This is a genomic window from Streptomyces showdoensis, from assembly GCF_039535475.1.
GTDB classification, from domain to species: domain Bacteria; phylum Actinomycetota; class Actinomycetes; order Streptomycetales; family Streptomycetaceae; genus Streptomyces; species Streptomyces showdoensis.
This window is the reverse complement of sequence record NZ_BAAAXG010000004.1, coordinates 206,253-225,227: the sequence shown is the minus strand read 5'-3', so window position 1 is coordinate 225,227 and position 18,975 is coordinate 206,253. Positions and strand designations below refer to the sequence as shown.

Here is an 18,975-nt window from a genome sequence, read left to right as displayed (position 1 = left end):
GCCATATAGTCCTCGGCATGACACACCACGAGACCCACCCGGCCCCCGCCGGGGAGCACCAGCTGCCCGTCGTGATCGTCGCCGGGCTCCACGCCAGGGCCCGCAAGGAGGTCGTCGAACGCCTGCTGCGGACCGTCCCGGGAAGCGTCGCGCTCCACCACGACCTGGCCGGAGCGCCCGCCGGCACGGTGCTCCGCGTCATCCGCGACGACACCGGCATCCTGTCCCGCGGCGAGGCGCCGCTGATCGACGACTGCGCGTGCTGCGCGCTGCGCGAGGACCTCGTACCCGAACTGGCACGGCTCGCCGACGGCGGCCTGACCCGGCTGGCCGTGGTCGAGCTCTGGGACTCGGTCGAACCGAAGGCCATGGCGGAGGTGATCGCCGCCCACGGCGGGGACCGCCTCGCCGTGACCGGTGTGATCACCGCCGTGGACCCCTCGCTCGTGCTCCCCTACCTCGCCAACGGCGACGACCTCGCCGAGGCCGGCCTCGCCGCGGCCCCCACCGACCAGCGGACCGTGGGAGACACCTGGGCCCGCCAGCTGGAGTACGCGCCCGTCCTGGCCGTCGTCGACAGCGAGGCGGCCGACGACGAGGACCACGCCCTGCTCGCCCAGCTGCACCCCACCGCCAGGCGCGTGCCCGCCGGCTCGGTCGAGCTCGCCCGGGCGGCGTTCGCCGGCTTCGACGTCGAGGCCGCGGCGGCCGCGCAGCACCCCGCGTGCGCCCTGCTGCCCCAGGAGGCGGACGAGGCCGGAGTCACCACGCTCGTCTGGCACCGCCGGCGCCCGTTCCACCCCGGCCGCCTCTACGAGGCCCTGGAGGACCTGTGCTGCGCGGCCGCCCGCAGTCGGGGGCGCTTCTGGCTCGCCGACCGCCCCGACACGCTCCTCGCCTGGGACGCGGCGGGCGGCGCCCTGTGCGTGGAGAGCGCCGGCCCCTGGCTGGCGTCGCTTCCGGACGCCGCCTGGGACCTGGTCCCGCCCGTACGCCGTGCCGCGGCCGCCCTCGACTGGCACCCCGACCACGGCGACTGCTGCCAGCACCTCGTCTTCACCTCGCCCGGCCTCGACCGCGAGGGGCTCGAACGGCTCCTCGACTCCTGCCTCCTGACGGACGCGGAGTACACCTCGGGCCGCGAGGGGTGGAAGGACCTGTCCGCCGCCTTCGACGCCCTGCTCGACGCCGCCTGAGCCCCGACCCGTACGCCTACGCGTACACGCCCTTCAAGGAGAGATCACCGTGAACCGACGCCACACCCCCCGCAAGCCCCTCGCCTCCCGCCCGAACCCGCTCGACGCGGCCGGGATCACGTACGTCGACTACAAGGACGCCGACCTCCTGAGGAGGTTCCTCTCCGACCGCGGCAAGATCCGCAGCCGACGGGTCACCCGCGTCACGGTCCAGCAGCAGCGCGCCCTCGCCGTCGCCATCAAGAACGCCCGCGAGATGGCCCTGCTGCCGTACGCCGCGCGCTGAGCGCACCGCCCCTGGACACCGGCGCCGCAGCTACGCGCGTCAACCGCGGCGCCGGTACGGCGGAAAGCACCATTCCGCATAGGCCCGGTTGGATCTATGCCCACAACTCGGCGCCAGGGGGCGCAATTCGACCAGGACCGGGAGAGGATTCCGGACGCACTGTCCAAAAAGTTCAAGAGGTAGAGATCCGTGCGTCCAAGACTCTTCGGCATGACCGCCTCCGTGGCCGCCATCGGGCTGCTGGGCTCCCTCGTCACCGCCTGCGGCTCGTCCGGGAGCGCGGCGACGACGGTGCGCCTGGTCGTCCCCGAGTACGGCGACGGCCCGGCGACGAGTTCCAAGGCGTACTGGGAGAAGCTGGCCGCCTCCTACACCGCCGCCCACCCCGGGAAGAACGTCGAGGTGACGCTCTACCCGTGGGCCGACATCGACCGCGAGGTCAGCCGCATGGTGAAGGAGGACCGCGCCCCGGACGTCGCCCTGATGGGCGCGTACTCCGACTTCGCCGCGCAGGGGCTCCTGTACTCCGCCGACGAGCTGCTGTCGATCAGGGCGGAGGCGAACTTCCTGCCCCCGCTCAAGGAGGCGGGCACCGTCGACTACACCCTCTACGGCCTGCCCTTCGTGGCCAGCAGCCGGCTGCTCTTCTACAACGAGGAGCTGTTCGACGAGGCCGGAGCCGAACCGCCGAGGACCTGGTCGGAGCTGAAGGGCGCGGCGAAGGCGCTGAAGAAGACGGGCGTCGCCTACCCGTACGCCCTGCCGCTCGGCCCCGAGGAGGCGCACGCCGAGGCCCTGATCTGGGAGCTCAGCAACGGCGGCGGCTACACCGACAACAGCGGCGGCTACAGCATCGCGTCCGCGAAGAACACCCAGACGTTCCGCTGGATCCGGGACAACCTGGTCGAGCCGGGCCTCACCGGCCCGGTCCCGCCCGGCGAGCTCGACCGGAAGGACGCCTTCGCGGCCTTCCTGCGGGGCGAGGTCGGCATGGTCAACGGCTACCCCTCGCTCCTCCACGAGGCACGGGGCAAGGGCATGAAGGTCGGCACCCTGACCATGCCGGTGTCGGACACGCTGGGTGACCGGGAGGCCCCGCCGTCGGCGGGCGTCGCCGACTGGATGATGGCCTTCAAGCACGACGGAAACCGTGAACTCGTCGGCTCCTTCCTCGACTTCGTCTACGAGGACAAGAACCTCAACGAGTTCGCCGGGCGCTACCACCTGCTGCCTTCGACGGTCTCGGCGACACAGAGCTCCCCGTACGCGGCGGAGGACCCCAGCGCCCGGCAGTTCCTGACGGCGCTGCGCACCGCCCGGCTCTACCCGGTCGACGACCCCTCCTGGCTGAAGGTCAGCGACACGATCAAGCGGAACATCGGCAGGGCGGTCGAGCCGAACGCCGACCCGAAGGCCGTGCTGGAGGGCATCGCGCAGCAGGTCCGGGACACGGCGCAGCAGGAGTAGCCCCCCGCCCCGACGGGGCCCGCGTGCCCGGACGGGGTCGTCCCGACGCCCGCCGGCGTCGGGACGACCCCGTCCCGTCCGGCCCGTCAGGACCGGCGGAACCGCAGGGTGCGGAGTTCGAACGGGCGCAGCCGCACCGGCACGCTCCCGTTCGCCGGGCGCGGGGTCAGGCCTTCCAGGGGGCGCTCCAGGAGGTCCGTCTCCACCACGTCCGCCGTGTCGAAGCCCGGCGTCAGCGTGGCGCTCGCCCGCCCGCCGCGGGCCTCGTGGAAGCGCACCACCACGTCGCCGCTGCCGTCGTCGGCGAGCTTCAGGGCCGTCACCACGACCGCGTCGTCGTCCACGGACAGCAGCGGGGTCACCTCGCCGGCTCCGGTGACCTCGCGCATCGGGAGGTTGACCCGGTAGCCCTCGCGGACCGCGTCCCCGATCGTCGCGCCGGGCACCAGGGCGTGCCGGAAGCGGTGGAGGCCCTGGTCGGTCTCCGGGTCGGGGAAGCGCGGGGCCCGCAGGAGCGAGGCGCGCAGCGTGGTCGTCGTACCGCCGTCGCCGTCCTCGCGCACCCGGCGGGTGACGTCGTGGCCGTAGGTCGAGTCGGTGACGAGGGCGACGCCACCGGAGCTTGGCGTCGAGGTTGGACAGCGCATCGTCCATGAGGAAGACCTGCGACTCGCGGACGGTGGCGCGGCCCATGGCCACGCGCTGCCGCTAACCGCCCGAGAGCGCAAAGGGGACGTACGGCCCATGGCCGCGGGGGTCCGACGCCCCGCGCGGAGCGGGAGACCACCGTCGAAGGACCCGGGTCGGCGGACCCGCTCACGGGCGCGCGCCGGGCTCGTGGTCAGTCGGCGTCCACCGGCTCCTGGATCGCGGTCCGCGGTGCGGGATCCGGGTCGTCGCCGTCCGAGGGCAGGCTCGCGAGCAGGCGCAGGCCGTCCTCGGCAGGGGTGCCGGGGGCCGCCGACAGCACCAGCAGTTCCGTGCCCGCCACGTCCGGGAGGGCGAAGTTCTCCTGGTGCAGCTCCAGGAGACCGACCAGCGGGTGCCGGTACGCCTTGCGTCCGTGGGTGCGGGCGCGCACGTCGGCGCGGGCCCAGAGGCGGCGGAAGCGCTCGCTGCCCATGGCCAGTTCGCCGATGAGGGAGGCGAGCCGGGGGTCCTCGGGGTACGTGCCGGCGGCCAGCCGCAGGTGGCCGACCACGTCGAGGGTGCAGGTGTCCCACTCCGCGTAGAGGCCGCGCTCGGCCTCCTCCAGGAAGATGTGCCGGGCGATGTTCAGGCCCGGCATCGGGCGGCCGAAGAGGAGCCCGGCCAGACGGTTCCCGGCGAGGGCGTCCAGGCGGTGGTTCATGATCAGCGCGGGGGCGTCGGCGACCAGGTCGAGGACGCGGAGCAGCTCCGGCCGGATCCGCTCGCCCGGCGCCTTGGCCCGTCGGCGCGGCTGCCGGGCGAGCCGGTCCAGGTGCCCGCGCTCGGTCTCGTCGAGACCGAGAACACGGGAGAGCGCGTCCAGGACCTGGTCGGAGGGCTGGGTCGCCCGGCCCTGCTCCAGGCGCACGTAGTAGTCGACGCTGACGCCCGACAGGTGCGCGACCTCCTCGCGGCGCAGCCCCGCCACGCGGCGGCGGCTGTCGGTGGGGATGCCCACGGATGCCGGGTCCACCCGGGAGCGGCGGGTGCGCAGGAAGCCTGCCAGATCGTCCATCCGTCCAGTATGGCCGCGGCGTCGGCGGTGAAGGTGGCCCTGCCGGTACCAGGAACTCCCGTCCTACGGAAGAGGAGCCCCTGAACGCCGGGCGTCGCGGCGGCCAGGATCGGAGGCAGTCGAGGCATCCGGTCCGAAGGAGTCACCATGAAGACGCTGATCGTCCACGCCCACCCCGAGCCCAGGTCGCTCAACGGCTCGTTGAAGGACCTCGCCGTGGCCACCCTGGAGGGCGCGGGGCACGAGGTGCGGGTGAGCGACCTGTACGCGATGAAGTGGAAGGCGGTCGTGGACGCCGAGGACTACGGCCCCCACGCTTCGAGCCCCCTGAAGGTCGCCCGGGACTCGGGGCGGGCCTTCGAGGCCGGGGCGCTCACCCCGGACGTCCTCGCCGAGCAGGAGAAGCTGCTCTGGGCCGACACCGTCATCTTCCAGTTCCCGCTGTGGTGGTACACGATGCCCGCGATCCTCAAGGGCTGGGTGGACCGGGTGTTCACCTACCGCTTCGCGTACGGGGTCGGCGAACACAGCGACACCAGGTACGGCGAGCGCTTCGGCGAGGGCACCCTCGCGGGCAAGCGGGCGCTGCTGTCGGTGACGGCGGGCGGCCCGGAGTCGCAGTACGCCGCCCGGGGGATCAACGGCCCCATCGACGACCTGCTGTTCCCGATCCAGCACGGCATCCTCTACTACCCCGGCATCGACGTGCTGCCGCCGTTCGTGCTGTACGGCAGCGACCGGATGAGCGTCGCGGAGTACCCGGAGGTCGCCAAGGCGTGGGAGCAGCGGCTGCTCACCCTGGAGTCGACCGAGCCGATCGCGTTCCGGCGGCAGAACTTCGGTGACTACGAGATCCCCTCGCTCCAGCTGAAGGAGGGTCTCGAGACCGCCGGCCGCAGCGGTTTCGGGCTGCACGTGCGGGGTTGAGACGCGGACGCCGGCCTCATCCGCTCCCCCGGGCTCCGGGGACGGCGCGGGCCGCGTTCCAGGTGAGGTAGCCGCCGTCGAGGTTGTGGACGCGGCGGCCGTGCTGGGCGAGGAGGCGGGCGGCGACGTGGCCGCGGACGCCCACCTGGCAGTGGACGATCACGGGCCGGTCCGCGGGGAGTTCGGCGATGCGGGCGCGGAGTGCGTCGACGGGGATGTTGCGGGCGCCGGGGATGGCGCCGGCCCGGTGCTCGGCGGGGCTGCGGACGTCGACGAGGACGGCCCCGTCGGCCAGCGCGCGGTCGAGCTCGTGCCACTGGAGGGTGGCGGTGGTGCCGGTGGCCAGGTTGTCGGCGACGTGGCCGAGCATGTTGACCGGGTCCTTGGCCGAGCCGTACGGCGGCGCGTAGGCGAGTTCCAGGTCGGCGAGTTCGGGGGCGGTGAGCCCGCCGCGGATCGCGGTGGCCAGGACGTCGATGCGCTTGTCCGCGCCTTCCGCGCCGACCGCCTGGGCGCCGAGGATGCGCTGGGTGCCGGGGTCGACGAGCAGCTTGAGGGCCAGGGGGCGGGCGCCGGGGTAGTAGCCGGCGTGGGAGGCGGGGTGCACGTGCAGGACCCGGTGGGGGCGGCCCGCGGCGGCCAGGCGCTTCTCGTTCCAGCCGGTGGCGGCCGCCGTCAGGCCGAAGACCCGGGCGACGGCGGTGCCGATCGCCGGGGCGCTGCGGACCGGGCGACCGGCGAGGGCGTCGGCGACGAGCCTGCCGTGGCGGTTGGCCAGGTTGGCGAGCGGGACCAGGGCGGCCTCGCCGGTGAGGTGGTCGGGCTTCTCGGCGGCGTCGCCGACGGCGTGGATGCGGGGGTCGCTGGTGCGCTGTCGCTCGTCGACGGCGATCCCGCCGCGTGCCCCGATGGTCAGGCCGGCGGTGCGGGCGAGGGCGGTGTCGGGGCGGACGCCGATGGCGAGGACCACGAGGCCGGCGGGCAGGGTGGTGCCGTCGGAGAGTTCGACGGCCCGGGGCAGGACCTTGGTGACCTCGGTGCCCAGGCGGACGTCGACCCCGTGCGCGCTCAGCTCGGCGGCGAGCGGGGCGGCCATCTCCGGGTCGAGCGGCGGCAGGACCTGCCGGTCGCGTTCGACCAGGGCGACCTCCAGGCCGCGCCGGCGCAGGTTCTCGGCGAGCTCGACCCCGATGAAGCCGCCGCCGATGACGACGGCCGTGCCGGCCCCCTCGGCCGCGGCGCCGATCCGGTCCGTGTCGGTGACGTCCCGCAGGGCCAGGGCCCGGCCGATCCCGGGCACGTCGGGGACGACGGGCCGTGCGCCGGGGCTCAGGACGAGGTGGTCGTAGCTCTCGGCGTAGACGGTGTCCCCGGCCCGGACGGTGACGGTCCGGGCGGCGGGGTCGACCGACAGGGCCTCGTGGCCGGTCCGTACGTCGAGGGCGAAGCGAGCGCGCAGCGACCCGGGGGTCTGCAGGAGGAGCGCGTCCCGGTCCTCGATGACACCGCCGAGGTGGTACGGCAGCCCGCAGTTCGCGTACGAGACGTGGGGGCCCTTCTCCAGCACCACGATCTCGGCCCGCTCGTCCAGGCGCCGCAGCCGCGCCGCCGTCGACATCCCGCCCGCGACACCGCCGACGATGACGACCTTCATCGCTTCCTCCTCCTCCGCACCGGGAACCTCTATACCCCCGAGGGTATCCACGGGCGGAGGGGTCGGCTCCGGGTCGAAGGGCCCCATCCGGGGAGGCGAAGGCCCTGGGAAGCGTGACGGCGGCAAGGGGTGAATCCTTTTCCCGGTGTGCCGCCTCTTGTGGGTGCACCGGCCGCACGGGCCGGCGGAACCTGGAGGAACACCCATGATGGTCACCGGACTCGTCCTGGTCGCGGTCCTGCTCGTCGGCGCGTGCGGATGGCACCTGCTGCGGCGCTACAAGAGCCGTCACTGACCGGCGCCCGCACACGGAACGCCACGTGAAGGTGAGGAGCAAGCCCATGAACCACCGTTTCAGCTGGCCCGACGACCGGCTGATCAAGGCCGCGCAGGACGGCGACGTCATGTCGCTCACCACCGTCGTCATGAGGTCGCAGCCCCATGTGCGCCGGTTCGCCCTGTCGCTGTGCGCCTCCCCGCAGGACGCCGAGGACGCGGCGCAGGAGGCGCTGATCATCCTGTACCGGAAGCTCGGGACGCTGCGGGCCACGGGGGCGCTCGCCTCGTGGATGTTCAGGATCGTGCGCAACGAGTGCCTTCGGCAGGTACGGCTGCTCGCCGCACGGCACGAGGAGCAGCCGGCCGGGCCCGAGGCGTGCGCCGGGCCGTCCGCCGAGGAGGCGGTGCTCCGCGGGCTGGAGGCCGAACGGATCGCGGCCGCGGTCGGCGCGCTCCCCCGGGACCAGCGGCAGGTCCTCGTCATGCGGGACGTGCAGGGACTGCCGGGCAGGACCGTGGCGCGGTCGCTCGGCCTGAGCACGGCCGCGATGAAGTCGCGGCTGCACCGGGCCCGCACGGCCCTGCGTGACGTGCTCGACGCTCCCACCGGCCGCCCCGAAGGGCAGGCCGTCGCTCAGGCCGGCGACCGGTTCGCCGGCTCCCCGGCCGAAGGGAAGGCCCTGTGAAGCCCTCTCCGGTGCGCGAGGCGGACTACTCCAGTGCGTCGCTCCCCCGTCACCTCGCGCGTGGCGCGATCGGCTTCGGGCTGATCATCGCCTCGGTCGCCCTGGTGCCCGTCGCGGGTCCCGTCACCCTCCTCGCGGCCCCGCTGGCCCTCGTCGCCTTTCGCGGCTGCCCCACCTGCTGGGCGGTCGGTCTCGTCCAGACGGTCTCCCGGGGCCGTCTGCAGCGCCGCTGCGACGACGGCGTCTGCACCCTCGTCGCGGCGCCCACGGCGAGCCGTGCCCCTCGGAAGTCCGGGTGACGGACGGCCCGTTCGCCCGACGGCCGGGGTCGTCCCGGCCGTCGGGCGGTGCTGAGGGGGGGGCGGTGGCTGCGGTCAGGCGGCTTCGGCTCCGGCCGCGGTCAGGCGGCTTCGGTGAGGAGGCGGTTGACCAGGGCCGTGAGCTGGGCGGGGGTCTTGGCCAGGCCGAACTCCTCCTCCTCCAGGGACACCTGGAACTCCCGCTCCAGCCTGCTCGCCGTCTCCAGCAGGGCCAGCGAGTCATAGCCGAGGGCGGTGAACTCGAGCTCCTCGGGGCTGCGGTCGCCCGCCACCGGGTCGCCCTCGCCCGCGCACTCCCGGATGATCTCCATGAGCCGGTCGGTCGTCAGCTGCGTCATGTGCCTGTTCTCCTGTCGCCGGTGGGTGGGGGTGGCCCGGGGGCCGGTGGCGCGGCGGTGCTCAGTGCGGGCCCGTCAGGACCACGGCGGAGTTGAAACCGCCCCGGCCCCGGGCGAGGACCAGGGCCGCGGCGAGCGGGGCCCGGCGCGGGGCGGTCACGAGGTCGAGGGTGTGCCCGGGCAGCGGCCGGCCGACGTTGACGGTCGGCGGGATCACTCCCTCGCGCAGCGCCAGCAGGGCCGTGGCCACGTCGAGGGCGGAGCCGCCGGCGCTCAGCCGGCCGGTCATGGTCTTGGGCGCGGTGACCGGGACCCCGTGCGGGCCGAACAGGGTGCGCAGGGCGTCGGCCTCGGCCGCGTCCTCCTCGCGGGTGCCGGCCGCGTCCGCGAAGACCACGTCGATCCCCTCGGGACCCAGCCCGGCGTCGTCGAGGGCGGCGCGGGCGGCGCGCAGCAGGTTCGGGGGCCGGCCGGATCCGGGCGGCGGGTCGAACGTGGCCGCGTAGCCGACGATCCGCCCGTACCACCGGGTCGCTCCGCGGGCGCGGGCGGACTCCTCGTCCTCCAGGACCAGAAGGGCGCCGCCCTCGCCCGGCACATAGCCGTCGGCTCCCGTGTCGAAGGGGCGGTACGCGGCGGCCGGGTCCGTCTCCCCGCTCATCCGGCCCGTGCTGAGCTGGGCCACCCAGCCCCAGGGGCACGGGGAGCCGTCCACCGCCCCGGCGAGCACCATCGGCCGGCCGCGGCGCAGGTCCCGACGGGCCTGGCCGAGCGCGTCCAGGCCGCCGGCCTGTTCGGTGACGAGCGCCCCCGCGGGGCCGCGCAGACCGTGCCGGATGGACACCTGGCCGGTGTTGACCGCGTAGAACCACGCGAAGGACTGGTAGGCGCTGACGTGGGCCGGGCCGCGGCCCCACAGGTTCTGCAGCTCCCGGTGGCCGAACTCGAAGCCGCCCGCGGAGGCGGCGGTGACCACGCCCATCCCGTACTCCGGCAGCGCGGCCGGGTCGACCGCGGCGTCGGCGAGGGCCCAGTCGGAGGCCACGAGGGCCATCCGGGTCATGTGGTCGGTCTGCGGCAGGAGTCTGCTGGGCAGGTGCTCCTCGGGCGCGAAGCCGGGCACCTCTCCGGCCAGACCGCTCGGGTAGCGCGCCGCGTCGAAGCGGGTGACGGGGCCGATCGCCGAGGCGCCGCGCAGGGTGTTCGCCCAGTGCTCCTCGTGCCCCAGGCCCGTGGGGGCGACCACGCCGAGGCCCGTGACGACGGTGTCCGCGCTCATCCCGCCTCCCCTGCGCCCGCGTCCGGCCCGGCCAGCACCATCGCGCTCTGGAAGCCGCCGAACCCGCTGCCGACCGTGAGGACGCGCGAGACCGGCACCGCGCGGGCCTCCAGCGGCACGTAGTCCAGGTCGCACTCGGGATCGGGCTCCCGCAGGTTCGCCGTGGGCGGCACCACGTCGTGCCGGACGGCGAGCGCGCAGGCGGCGATCTCCAGGGAGCCGATGGCGCCGAGCGAGTGACCGATCATCGACTTGATGCTGCTCACCGGGGTGCGGCGGGCGTGCTCGCCGAGGGCCAGTTTGAAGGCGGCGGTCTCGTGCCGGTCGTTCTGGCGGGTGCCCGAGCCGTGCGCGTTGACGTAGTCGATCGCGGACGGGTCCGTACGGGCCTCGGCGAGGGCCACCCGGATCGCCTCGGCCATCTCCCGCCCGTCGGGCCGCAGCCCGGTCATGTGGAAGGCGTTGCAACGGCTCGCGAAGCCGGTGATCTCGGCGTACACCTCGGCGCCCCGGCGGCGGGCGTGTTCCCGCTCCTCCAGGACGAACACCGCCGCGCCCTCGCCGAGGACGAAGCCGCGCCGGGTGCGGTCGAAGGGGCGGGACGCCTCGCCCGGCCGGTCGTTGTCGGGGCTGGTCGCCTTGATCGCGTCGAAACACGCCACCGTGATGGGCGAGATGGGCGCCTCGGTCGCGCCGGCCACCATCACGTCGGCGGCGCCCTCGGCGATCAGGTCGGCGGCCCGGCCCACCGCGTCCAGACCGGACGTGCAGCCGGTGGAGACGAGCGAGACGGGCCCCTCCGCCGCGATCCGGTCGTGGGCGACCTCGGCGGCGATGGAACTGGGCACGAAGTAGTCGAAGAGGTGCGGGACGGCGTAGGCGTGGTCGACCAGCCAGCGGCTGCCGCTGTCGCTGACGACCGCGTACTCGTTCTCCAGGCTCGTGGTGCAGCCCACGGCACTGCCGATGACGACGCCCACGCGGGTGCCGTCCAGCGCCTCCCGGTCGATGCCGCTGTCCTCGATGCCCTCCCGGGCGGCGACGACGGCGAATTGGGCGGCGCGGTCCATGCGGCGGATCTGCCGGGGGGTGAGCCCCTCCGCCGCCGGGTCGAAATCGCATTCCGCGGCTATTCGGGAACGGAACGGTGAGGGGTCGAACGCGGTGATGGTGCGGGTGGCGGTGCGCCCCGAGGTCAGCAGATCCCAGAACGGTTTCACGCCGATCGCTCCGGGTGCCACGACCCCCATTCCCGTGATGACCACGCGCCGATTACTGGCCGCCTTCATCCGCGTCCCCCTTTACCCGCGCCGGTGACCTCGACTGAAATGTCCACACGGCGAGCGTGCGCCGGTGGGCTCGCGTTCGGCTCAATGCGGCGTGGAGGATCGCGCGGAGCCTTGACACCGGCGGCGGGACCGTGTCGGACGGCGGGGTCCGGAAGGCCGGCGCGGCGCCGGCGGGGTGGATTCCCGCTGGAGGAATGCTGGAGCCCGGGGCCCCGGCAGGTTGCAGGAGCTACCGGCGGAACAGGACCGAAGGTGTCCTCGGTGGCGGGAAGCGACTCCCCGGGCGCCCCTTACCGGCCCGCTCCGGGCGCCGTGACCGGCCGGTCGGCGGCGGATCGGCGAGGCCGGACCGGGGACTCCGGGAGCGAATCTCCGCCACTTCTGGATGACCAGCACTTTACGGGAACTTTTCCCGGAGCCGGCGAGTCCGGCGTCGCTCCCCAACTTCCGTGCCTCCACCCGACATTGACCAGGCGTTTTCGACGATCTACCGTGAAGTCGAGGTGATCAGCCGATGAGGACGTACCTGAATCGGGAGGAAACATCTTGGAGTTCCGGCTTCTGGGGCCCGTCGAAATACGCTGGCGGGGGCGCAACATCATGCCGACCGCGCCCAAGCCCCGACAGGTCATCTCCCTGCTCATGCTGCGACACAACACCGTGGTCCAGGCATCCGAACTGATCGACGAGTTATGGCCCGAACTGCCGCCCCCGAGCGCGGTGACCACTTTGCAGACCTACATCTACAAGTTCCGCAAACTCCTGCTGAAGCAGGGGCTCGGAAACCTGCTGCAGACCCAGCCCGGCGGCTACAGCCTCACCATTCCGCCGTCCAGTCTCGACGTCAGCCTCTTCGAGCGGACGGCCGAGGAGGGCCAGGAACTCCTCCAGCGGGGTGACTCCGCCGCGGCACTGGAGAGCTTCGAGCGGGCGCTGGCCCTGTGGCGCGGACCCGCGCTGGCCGACGTCGAGACCGGGGGACGCCTCTTCTCGTACGTGACCCGGCTCGAGGAGCTGCGCTTCCGCATCCTCGAACAGCGCATCGAGGCCGACCTGGAGACCGGCCGGCACCGCGAACTCATCAGCGAGCTCAAGTCGCTGGTGCTGGAGCATCCGCTGCACGAACACCTCCACGGACTCCTCATGGTGGCCCTGCACCGGTCCGGCCGGCGTCACGAGGCGCTGGAGGCCTACCAGAGCCTGCGTCAGAAGATGATCGACGAGCTGGGCCTCGAACCCGGGAAGGAGCTGGCCCGGCTCCAGCAGACGCTGCTCGCCGACCACCCCGCCGAGCCCGAGGAGCGACCACGCCCGCGGGCCGCGCCCGTGCCGTCCTCCCTCCCGGCGCCGCCGCCGGTCGACGACCGCGCGCGCGTTCCCCCGGAGCCGGCGCCCCTTCCCGTACGGGAGTCGATCGGGAACCCGGCCCAGCTGCCTGCCGGTCTGGCCGGGTTCGTCGGCCGGCAGGCGGCCCTCAAGGAACTGGAGGCGGCACTGCGCGGGCCCGACGGCCCGGGCGCCGACGGCACCGCGGCGCGGATCGGGGTCATCACCGGCCCGCCCGCGATCGGCAAGAGCGCGCTGGCCGTGCACCTGGCGCACATGCTCCGGCCGCGGTTCACCGACGGACAGCTCTACGCGGACCTGCGCGGGTCCTCCGGGGAGCCGCGCGACCCCGCAGAGGTGCTGCGCGGCTTCCTGCGGGCCCTGGAGGTGCCGACCTCCCGGATCCCGGAGAGCCCGGAGGAGTGCGGGGCGCTGTTCCGGTCCCGCACGGCGGGGCGGCGGGTGCTGGTGCTCCTCGACGACGTCGCGTGTTCGGCCCAGATCCGGCACCTGCTGCCGGCCGATCCGCGGTGCGCACTGCTCGTCACCGGCCGCCGCAGGATGACCGCGCTGGTCGAGGCGGAGCGGGTCGAGCTGGGCCCGCCGCCGCAGGAGGAGGCGCTGGAGATCCTCGCGGCCCTCACCGGCAGGCAGCGCGTGGAGCGCGAGCCGGAGGCGGCGCTCCGGATCGTGGAGCTGCTGGGCCGGCATCCGCTGGCCCTGCGCTGTGTCGGCGGGCGGCTCGCCGCCGGGCCGCGGCTGTCCCTGACGGCCCTCGCCGACCGGCTCGGCGCGACCCCGCGGATCCTCGACGTGGCACGGCTCGGCGAGCTGGACGTGCGCTCCCGGTACGACGCCAGTTACGCGGGGCTGACCTCGTCCGAGCAGGGGGCCTTCCGGCTGCTGAGCATGCTGGGCGAGTCGCCGTTCACGGCGGCGCAGGCCGCGGACCTGCTGAACCGGCCGGCCCCCGAGCTGGAGTTCGTGCTCGAGGTCCTGGCCGACCAGCACCTGTTGGGCGCCGACCGCTGCGCCGACGGGGTCGGGCGGTACGTCTTCGACCGGCTGACCCGGGCCTACGCCAAGGAGCGGCTGGACGAGACGCTGCGCGCGGCTCCGGTCGTCGAGGAGGTGGGCGCCCGCTGAGGGGACGGGCGGCGGGCCGGCACGTCCGGGAGCCGGGTCCGCGAGGGCCCGGGCCGGGTCCGCGAGGAGGCCCGGTCAGCCGGAGTCGAGACGTTCTCCACGGGCCCCGGCCAGGCTCGCCGCCACGCGTCCGGGACCGCCGGACGGGAGGACGACGAGACGAGGAGGGCCCTCCCATGCCCGACGGGATCCGCCACGACGCCGAGGTGACCTTCGTCAACAGGTTCACCGTCCACGGTCCGGCCGCGGAGTTCGAGGAGGTCTTCGCCCGGACCTCCGCCTTCATGGCCCGCCAGCCGGGCTTCGTCCGGCACAGCCTGCTGCGCGAGCTGGACGACCCGGCCGCCTATGTGAACCTCGCCGTGTGGGCGGACCGGGCCTCGTTCCAGCGGGCGGTGGGGCGGCCGGAGTTCGCGCCGCACGCCACCGCCCTCCGGGCCCTGAGCCGGAGCGAGAACGGGCTCTTCGCCGCCCGGCTCTCCGTGTCAGGACAGGGACTTGAGGACCTCGCGGAGGGCCTCGACGACCCGGTCCTGGGCGTCCGGGGCGAGTGAGGGGTACATCGGCAGCGAGAAGATCTCGCCGGCCAGCCGCTCGGTCACCGGGAGGGAGCCCTCCCGGTGACCGAGGTGCCGGAATCCGGTCATGGTGTGGACCGGCCACGGGTAGCTGACGTTGAGCTCGATGTCCCGCTCGCGCAACGCCTCGATGATCGCGTCCCGGCGCGGGTGGCGCACGACGTACACGTAGTACACGTGCTCGTTGCCCGGGTTGGTCCCGGGAAGGACCAGGTCGGTGTCGGCGAGGCCCTCGGCGTAGCGCCGGGCCACCTCGCGGCGGGCGGCCACGTAGGAGTCGAGGCGGCGGAGCTTGCGCCGCAGGATCTCGGCCTGCACCTCGTCGAGACGGCTGTTGTGGCCGGGCAGCGCGGTGACGTAGTAGCGCTCCTCCATGCCGTAGTAGCGCAGCCGGCGGAGCGCCTCGTCCACCTCGGGGTCGGAGGTGAGGACCGCGCCGCCGTCGCCGTAGGCGCCGAGGACCTTCGTCGGGTAGAAGGAGAAGGCGGCGGCCTTCCCCATGGTCCCGGCCGGGCGGCCGTGGTGCCGGGCGCCGTGGGCCTGCGCGCAGTCCTCCAGGACGGCGAGGCCGTGGCGCGCGGCCAGCTCCTCCAGCGGGGCCATGTCGACGCACTGGCCGTACAGGTGGACCGGGAGCAGGCAGCGGGTGCGCGGGGTGATGGCGGCCTCGACCTGGGAGACGTCCATGAGGTAGTCCTCGCGCACGTCGACGAAGACCGGCGTGGCCCCGGTGCCGGTGATGGCGAGCACGGTGGGTGCCGCGGTGTTGGAGACGGTGATCACCTCGTCCCCGGGTCCGACCCCGAGGGCCTCCAGGGCGAGCTTGACGGCGTTGGTGCCGTTGTCGACCCCGACGCAGTGCCCGGCGCCGTGCCGCGCGGCGAACTCCTCCTCGAACGACCGGACGCTGTCGGCGAGGACCAGGCGGCCCGACCCGAAGACGGTGTCGACCGCGTCGAGGATCTCCTCGCGTTCCGCGGCGTACTCGTCCAGATATCCCCACACACGAATGGTCACGGGCAGTCTCCAATTCCGCTCGGATGGGGACCGAGTTCAACCGATGCCGCTCGTATCCATCTCGATTGCACCTCGAATCGGGATTTCCGTTCTTGTCGTCCCGGATTTCACCTGGCTAGCATCCCGGCCATGAAGGGAATCATTCTGGCCGGAGGCACGGGAAGCCGCCTCCATCCGATCACGCTGGCCGTTTCGAAACAGCTGCTCCCGGTCGGCGACAAGCCGATGATCTACTACCCGCTGTCGGTGCTGATGCTGGCCGACATCCAGGACATCCTCGTCATCAGCACCCCGCACGACCTGCCGCAGTTCCGTCGCCTGCTCGGCGACGGCAGCGATCTCGGCCTGCGCATCAGCTACGCGGAGCAGCCCAAGCCGAACGGCATCGCGGAGGCCTTCGTCATCGGCGCCGACCACATCGGGGACGATTCCGTGGCCCTGGTGCTGGGCGACAACATATTCCACGGGCATTCCTTCTCCGACCTGCTCAGAAAAGAGCGGGAGAATGTGGACGGATGCCTGCTCTTCGGATACGCGGTGCACGACCCGGAGCGGTACGGGGTCGGCGAGACCGACGGGAACGGAAGGCTGGTGTCGATCGAGGAGAAACCCGTCAGGCCCCGCTCGAACCGTGCGATCACCGGGCTCTATTTCTATGCCGCCGACGTGGTCGGGATGGCCGCGGGACTGCGGCCCTCGGCCCGCGGCGAACTGGAGATCACGGACCTGAACCGCGCCTACATGGAGAGCGGCCGGGCCCGGCTGGTGGAGTTCGGCCGCGGCTTCGCCTGGCTGGACACCGGGACCCCCGAGTCGCTGCTCCAGGCCGCCCAGTACGTGCGGACGCTGGAGGAGCGGCAGGGGGTGCGGATCGCCTGCGTCGAGGAGGTGGCCCTGCGGATGGGCTTCATCGGCCCGGAGGAGTGCCACCGGCTCGGCGCACGGCTGGGCAACTCGGAGTACGGGCGCTATGTGATGGCCATCGCGGAGGAGTTCGCGGCCGCCTCCGGGTGAGGGCCGACCGGGCCGGCCCCGCACCGGCCGGCCCGGCGCGGTGCGGCTCCTGCCCGCCCCGGCGCGGCTCCTGCCCGGCGCGGCGCGGCCGAGGCCCCTCCCCCGGGGCTCCCGTCAGTCGCGGCGCGCCACGAAGAGCCCCCGTGCCGTCCAGTCGGGGCGCAGGTACTCCGCCGGGCAGCCGGCGTCGGCGAACGCCGCCAGGTACTCCTCCTCGGTGAACAGGGTGAGCAGGTCGACCTCGGTGAACTCCCTGATGCCTCCGGCGTCGCCGACGACGAACCGGACCTCCATCCGGGTGGTCCGGCCCTGGCGGGTCGAGTGCGAGATCCGCGCGACCGTGCGCCGCTCGTCGCTCGCCAGGTCCCCGGCCACGTACCCGTCCAGGAACCGCTCGGGGAACCACCAGGGTTCGACGACCAGCACCCCGCCGGGGCGCAGGTGCCGGGCCATGGCCGCGACCGCCGCCCGCATGTCCGGGAGGTCCGGCAGGTAGCCGATCGCGGTGAAGAGGCAGACCACCGAGTCGAAGGTGCGCCCGAGGTCGAAGTCCCGCATGTCGCCCTGGTGCAGGGGCACGTCGGGCGAGAGCCGGGCGGCGGCGCGCTCCAGCATGGCCGGCGAGAGTTCGAGCCCCTCGGCGTGGCCGAAGTGTCCGGCGAGGGTCTCCAGGTGGGCTCCGGTGCCGCAGGCGACGTCCAGGACGGAGTCCGCGCCGGGCAGCCGGTCCCTGATCAGCCGGGCGGTCTCGGTCGCCTCCGCGGCCCAGTCCTTGCCACGGGAGCGGTAGACGAGTTCGTAGACGTCCGCGAGCTCGTGACCGAACATCGGGCTCCTTCGGGTCGGGGCCCGGGGTCGGGCGCCGGTGGGATGGGCGGGGCGGGTGTGCGGGGGGCGTGTGCGGGGGGTGTGCCAGGGGACGGGGGCGGTGCGGTGGGGCCCCGTGGCTCACTCGTCGACGAGCGCGACGGCGCGGGTCCAGCCCGCCCCGGCGCCCGCGATCTTCACGGGGAAGCAGGCGACCCGGAAGCCGTACGGCCCGGGCAGGTCCTCCAGGTGGGCGAGCCGCTCGATCTGGCAGTACTCTCGGTCCCGTCCGATCATGTGCGCCGGCCACAGCACGTCCCGGTCCCCGGAGGCCCGGTAGCGCGCGATGATGTCGCCGAACGGGGCGTCCAGGCTGAAGGCGTCCGTGCCGACGACCCGGACGCCGAGGTCCAGGAGCAGGTGGAGGGCGGGGCCGTCGAGGCCGGCGAAGTCGGTGAAGTACCGCTGGGTCCCCTGGTGGCGCTGGGCCCCCGTGTGCAGCAGGACGATGTCCAGCGGGTCCGGGCGGCGCCCGATCCGGGCGAACTCCTTCTCCAGCCGGTCCGCGCCGATCGTCCCGGTGGACGCGTCGGTGAGGTCGAGGACCATGCCGGGGCGGAGGAACCAGTCCAGCGGCATGCGGTCGATGTGCCGCGGGACGCCGTCGCCGTATCCGGCCCGCGACCCGTAGTGGGAGGGCGCGTCGACGTGCGTGCCGGTGTGGGTGGTGAGGGTGAGGCGGTCGAGGGAGAGGAACTCCCCGTCGGGCAGGTCGTCCGGGTCGAGGTCGACGCCGAAGTGGGCGCGCATCTCCTCGCTCATGTGCAGGGCACCCTCGCGGGGCGTGAGGACGTGGTGCTCCACCGGGTCGGGTTCCCAGAGCGAAGCGTCCACCGGCGAGGACAGGTCGATGAGCCTCACGTCGCACCTCCGTGGGATGGGTCCGGGATCGAAGCCCGGGGCAGGGTCGGGCTTCGATCCCGGGGCAGGGTCCGGGTCGATGTCCGGCTCAAGGTCCGGGGTCGGGCCCGGACCGGGGCCGGGACCAGGGTCGGGATCCTCCCGGCCGGTTCCGGAGCAACGGTCGAGCCGCGCTGGAGGCCGGGGCCGGTCCGGGCACGAGTCCGGCTCCACACGGCCGCGCGAGCATCCGGGCAGCGGCCCCGCGACCGGCGCGGGCCGGGAGGGAGAAACGTGAGCCAGACCGTCAGCCCGGCGTCCGCCTCGTACGCGGCGCTCTGTGCCGAAGTACGGCGCTTCCACGCCCGGCAGATGCAGCTGCTCGACTCGGGCGAGGCCGAGGCCTGGGCGGCCACCTTCACCGAGGACGGCCTGTTCGCGCCGCCCTCGCTGCCCGAGCCGGTGCGCGGGCGCGCGGCCCTGGCCGAGGGCGTCCGCACGGCGCACGCGGCGCTCGTGGCCGAGGGCGAGGTGCGCCGGCACCTGCTGACCACCGAGGTGGTGGAGGAGCCCGTCGCCGGGGACGCCGACGGCGCGGTGCGGGTGCGCTCGTACGTCCAGGTGGTGGCGACCCGGAAGGACGAGGAGCCGCGGCTGATCCTCATGTGCGTGTGCGAGGACGTCCTGGTGTCCGAGGACGGCGAGTGGCGGGTGCGCGAGCGGTACGTGACCCGCGACGACCGGCCCTGAGCACGGCGCGA

18 protein-coding genes and 2 pseudogenes are annotated in these 18,975 nt (G+C 73.7%); 10 read left to right on the top strand and 10 right to left on the bottom strand.

What is annotated here, in order from left to right; translation table 11 throughout:
* The first annotated feature begins 17 nt into the window (after window positions 1–17).
* From ABD981_RS03025 to ABD981_RS03015, 3 genes are all read left to right on the top strand, one after another.
* Window positions 18–1,196 (top strand): CobW family GTP-binding protein, encoded by a 1,179-nt coding sequence (locus tag ABD981_RS03025; protein ID WP_046906191.1) that lies wholly within the window; start codon window positions 18–20, stop codon window positions 1,194–1,196.
* 49 nt (window positions 1,197–1,245) lie between these two features.
* Entirely contained in the window at window positions 1,246–1,482 is a 237-nt protein-coding gene (gene rpsR, locus ABD981_RS03020; RefSeq protein ID WP_046906192.1) for a 30S ribosomal protein S18, read from the top strand.
* A 210-nt stretch (window positions 1,483–1,692) separates the two neighbouring features.
* The gene (locus ABD981_RS03015; RefSeq protein WP_046906193.1) at window positions 1,693–2,949 is read left to right on the top strand and encodes an extracellular solute-binding protein; all 1,257 of its coding nucleotides are present in this window, start codon (window positions 1,693–1,695) and stop codon (window positions 2,947–2,949) included.
* A gap of 86 nt (window positions 2,950–3,035) precedes the next feature.
* On the opposite strand, the pseudogene ABD981_RS03010 reads toward ABD981_RS03015, so the two are convergent.
* The 3 genes and pseudogenes from ABD981_RS03010 to ABD981_RS03000 form a co-directional block, all read right to left on the bottom strand.
* Window positions 3,036–3,563, bottom strand: a pseudogene (locus ABD981_RS03010) (glycosyl hydrolase-related protein); the annotation flags it as partial.
* A gap of 1 nt (window position 3,564) precedes the next feature.
* Window positions 3,565–3,681 (bottom strand): annotated as a pseudogene (locus tag ABD981_RS03005) (sugar ABC transporter ATP-binding protein); the annotation flags it as partial.
* Window positions 3,682–3,790: 109 nt separating this feature from the next.
* Window positions 3,791–4,654, bottom strand: a complete 864-nt coding sequence (locus ABD981_RS03000) for a helix-turn-helix transcriptional regulator (RefSeq protein WP_046906195.1) — start codon at window positions 4,652–4,654, stop codon at window positions 3,791–3,793.
* 147 nt (window positions 4,655–4,801) lie between these two features.
* Between ABD981_RS03000 and ABD981_RS02995 the strand changes: the two genes are divergently transcribed.
* Window positions 4,802–5,581 (top strand): NAD(P)H-dependent oxidoreductase, encoded by a 780-nt coding sequence (locus ABD981_RS02995; RefSeq protein ID WP_046906196.1) that lies wholly within the window; start codon window positions 4,802–4,804, stop codon window positions 5,579–5,581.
* 16 nt (window positions 5,582–5,597) lie between these two features.
* Here the strand turns inward: ABD981_RS02995 and ABD981_RS02990 are convergent, their stop codons facing one another.
* A complete protein-coding gene (locus tag ABD981_RS02990; RefSeq protein ID WP_046906197.1) occupies window positions 5,598–7,235 on the bottom strand; it encodes an FAD-dependent oxidoreductase in 1,638 nt (545 codons plus the stop codon).
* Window positions 7,236–7,576: 341 nt separating this feature from the next.
* On the opposite strand from ABD981_RS02990, the gene ABD981_RS02985 reads away from it, so the two are divergent.
* Together ABD981_RS02985 and ABD981_RS02980 are read left to right on the top strand one after the other, a co-directional pair.
* Window positions 7,577–8,200 (top strand): RNA polymerase sigma factor, encoded by a 624-nt coding sequence (locus ABD981_RS02985; protein ID WP_123954223.1) that lies wholly within the window; start codon window positions 7,577–7,579, stop codon window positions 8,198–8,200.
* Window positions 8,197–8,499, top strand: coding sequence for a hypothetical protein (locus tag ABD981_RS02980; protein ID WP_046906198.1), 303 nt, complete (start codon window positions 8,197–8,199; stop codon window positions 8,497–8,499). Before ABD981_RS02985 ends, ABD981_RS02980 begins: the two co-directional genes overlap by 4 nt.
* Window positions 8,500–8,600: 101 nt before the next feature.
* Here ABD981_RS02980 and ABD981_RS02975 read toward each other — a convergent pair whose 3' ends face one another.
* The 3 genes from ABD981_RS02975 to ABD981_RS02965 all read right to left on the bottom strand — a co-directional run bounded on the left by ABD981_RS02975 (window position 8,601) and on the right by ABD981_RS02965 (window position 11,426).
* Entirely contained in the window at window positions 8,601–8,858 is a 258-nt protein-coding gene (locus ABD981_RS02975; protein ID WP_046906199.1) for an acyl carrier protein, read from the bottom strand.
* A gap of 61 nt (window positions 8,859–8,919) precedes the next feature.
* The gene (locus ABD981_RS02970) at window positions 8,920–10,137 is read right to left on the bottom strand and encodes a ketosynthase chain-length factor (RefSeq protein WP_046906200.1); all 1,218 of its coding nucleotides are present in this window, start codon (window positions 10,135–10,137) and stop codon (window positions 8,920–8,922) included.
* Window positions 10,134–11,426 carry a beta-ketoacyl-[acyl-carrier-protein] synthase family protein gene (locus ABD981_RS02965; protein ID WP_046906201.1) on the bottom strand — a complete coding sequence of 431 codons (1,293 nt, stop codon included), beginning with the start codon at window positions 11,424–11,426 and terminating at the stop codon, window positions 10,134–10,136. Before ABD981_RS02965 ends, ABD981_RS02970 begins: the two co-directional genes overlap by 4 nt.
* Before the next feature lie 600 nt (window positions 11,427–12,026).
* Between ABD981_RS02965 and ABD981_RS02960 the strand changes: the two genes are divergently transcribed.
* Complete coding sequence (locus ABD981_RS02960) at window positions 12,027–13,898, top strand: AfsR/SARP family transcriptional regulator (protein WP_123954239.1); 1,872 nt, start codon at window positions 12,027–12,029, stop codon at window positions 13,896–13,898.
* A gap of 176 nt (window positions 13,899–14,074) precedes the next feature.
* Window positions 14,075–14,452, top strand: a complete 378-nt coding sequence (locus ABD981_RS02955) for an antibiotic biosynthesis monooxygenase family protein (RefSeq protein WP_046906203.1) — start codon at window positions 14,075–14,077, stop codon at window positions 14,450–14,452.
* Here the strand turns inward: ABD981_RS02955 and ABD981_RS02950 are convergent.
* Entirely contained in the window at window positions 14,384–15,493 is a 1,110-nt protein-coding gene (locus ABD981_RS02950) for a DegT/DnrJ/EryC1/StrS family aminotransferase (RefSeq protein WP_046906204.1), read from the bottom strand. The genes ABD981_RS02955 and ABD981_RS02950 overlap by 69 nt on opposite strands.
* 129 nt (window positions 15,494–15,622) lie before the next feature.
* Between ABD981_RS02950 and rfbA the strand changes: the two genes are divergently transcribed.
* On the top strand, window positions 15,623–16,507 hold the full coding sequence (gene rfbA / locus ABD981_RS02945; protein ID WP_046906205.1) for a glucose-1-phosphate thymidylyltransferase RfbA: 885 nt from the start codon (window positions 15,623–15,625) through the stop codon (window positions 16,505–16,507).
* A gap of 114 nt (window positions 16,508–16,621) precedes the next feature.
* Here rfbA and ABD981_RS02940 read toward each other — a convergent pair whose 3' ends face one another.
* On the bottom strand, window positions 16,622–17,335 hold the full coding sequence (locus tag ABD981_RS02940; RefSeq protein WP_046906206.1) for a class I SAM-dependent methyltransferase: 714 nt from the start codon (window positions 17,333–17,335) through the stop codon (window positions 16,622–16,624).
* A gap of 120 nt (window positions 17,336–17,455) precedes the next feature.
* Window positions 17,456–18,235, bottom strand: a complete 780-nt coding sequence (locus ABD981_RS02935; protein ID WP_046906207.1) for a cyclase family protein — start codon at window positions 18,233–18,235, stop codon at window positions 17,456–17,458.
* A gap of 273 nt (window positions 18,236–18,508) precedes the next feature.
* Here ABD981_RS02935 and ABD981_RS02930 point away from each other — a divergent pair, with 273 nt between their 5' ends.
* Window positions 18,509–18,964, top strand: coding sequence for a nuclear transport factor 2 family protein (locus tag ABD981_RS02930; protein WP_046906208.1), 456 nt, complete (start codon window positions 18,509–18,511; stop codon window positions 18,962–18,964).
* Window positions 18,965–18,975 lie beyond the last annotated feature (11 nt).

Coding starts and splice junctions, on each gene's coding strand:
- ABD981_RS02985 (WP_123954223.1), top strand. CDS start 7,577: ATGAACCACCGTTTCAGCTGGCCCGACGACCGGCTGATCAAGGCCGCG.
- ABD981_RS02940 (WP_046906206.1), bottom strand. CDS start 17,335: ATGTTCGGTCACGAGCTCGCGGACGTCTACGAACTCGTCTACCGCTCC.
- ABD981_RS02970 (WP_046906200.1), bottom strand. CDS start 10,137: ATGAGCGCGGACACCGTCGTCACGGGCCTCGGCGTGGTCGCCCCCACG.
- ABD981_RS02990 (WP_046906197.1), bottom strand. CDS start 7,235: ATGAAGGTCGTCATCGTCGGCGGTGTCGCGGGCGGGATGTCGACGGCG.
- ABD981_RS02955 (WP_046906203.1), top strand. CDS start 14,075: ATGCCCGACGGGATCCGCCACGACGCCGAGGTGACCTTCGTCAACAGG.
- ABD981_RS03025 (WP_046906191.1), top strand. CDS start 18: ATGACACACCACGAGACCCACCCGGCCCCCGCCGGGGAGCACCAGCTG.
- ABD981_RS02995 (WP_046906196.1), top strand. CDS start 4,802: ATGAAGACGCTGATCGTCCACGCCCACCCCGAGCCCAGGTCGCTCAAC.
- ABD981_RS02960 (WP_123954239.1), top strand. CDS start 12,027: ATGCCGACCGCGCCCAAGCCCCGACAGGTCATCTCCCTGCTCATGCTG.
- ABD981_RS03000 (WP_046906195.1), bottom strand. CDS start 4,654: ATGGACGATCTGGCAGGCTTCCTGCGCACCCGCCGCTCCCGGGTGGAC.
- rfbA (WP_046906205.1), top strand. CDS start 15,623: ATGAAGGGAATCATTCTGGCCGGAGGCACGGGAAGCCGCCTCCATCCG.
- ABD981_RS02965 (WP_046906201.1), bottom strand. CDS start 11,426: ATGAAGGCGGCCAGTAATCGGCGCGTGGTCATCACGGGAATGGGGGTC.
- ABD981_RS02975 (WP_046906199.1), bottom strand. CDS start 8,858: ATGACGCAGCTGACGACCGACCGGCTCATGGAGATCATCCGGGAGTGC.
- ABD981_RS03015 (WP_046906193.1), top strand. CDS start 1,693: ATGACCGCCTCCGTGGCCGCCATCGGGCTGCTGGGCTCCCTCGTCACC.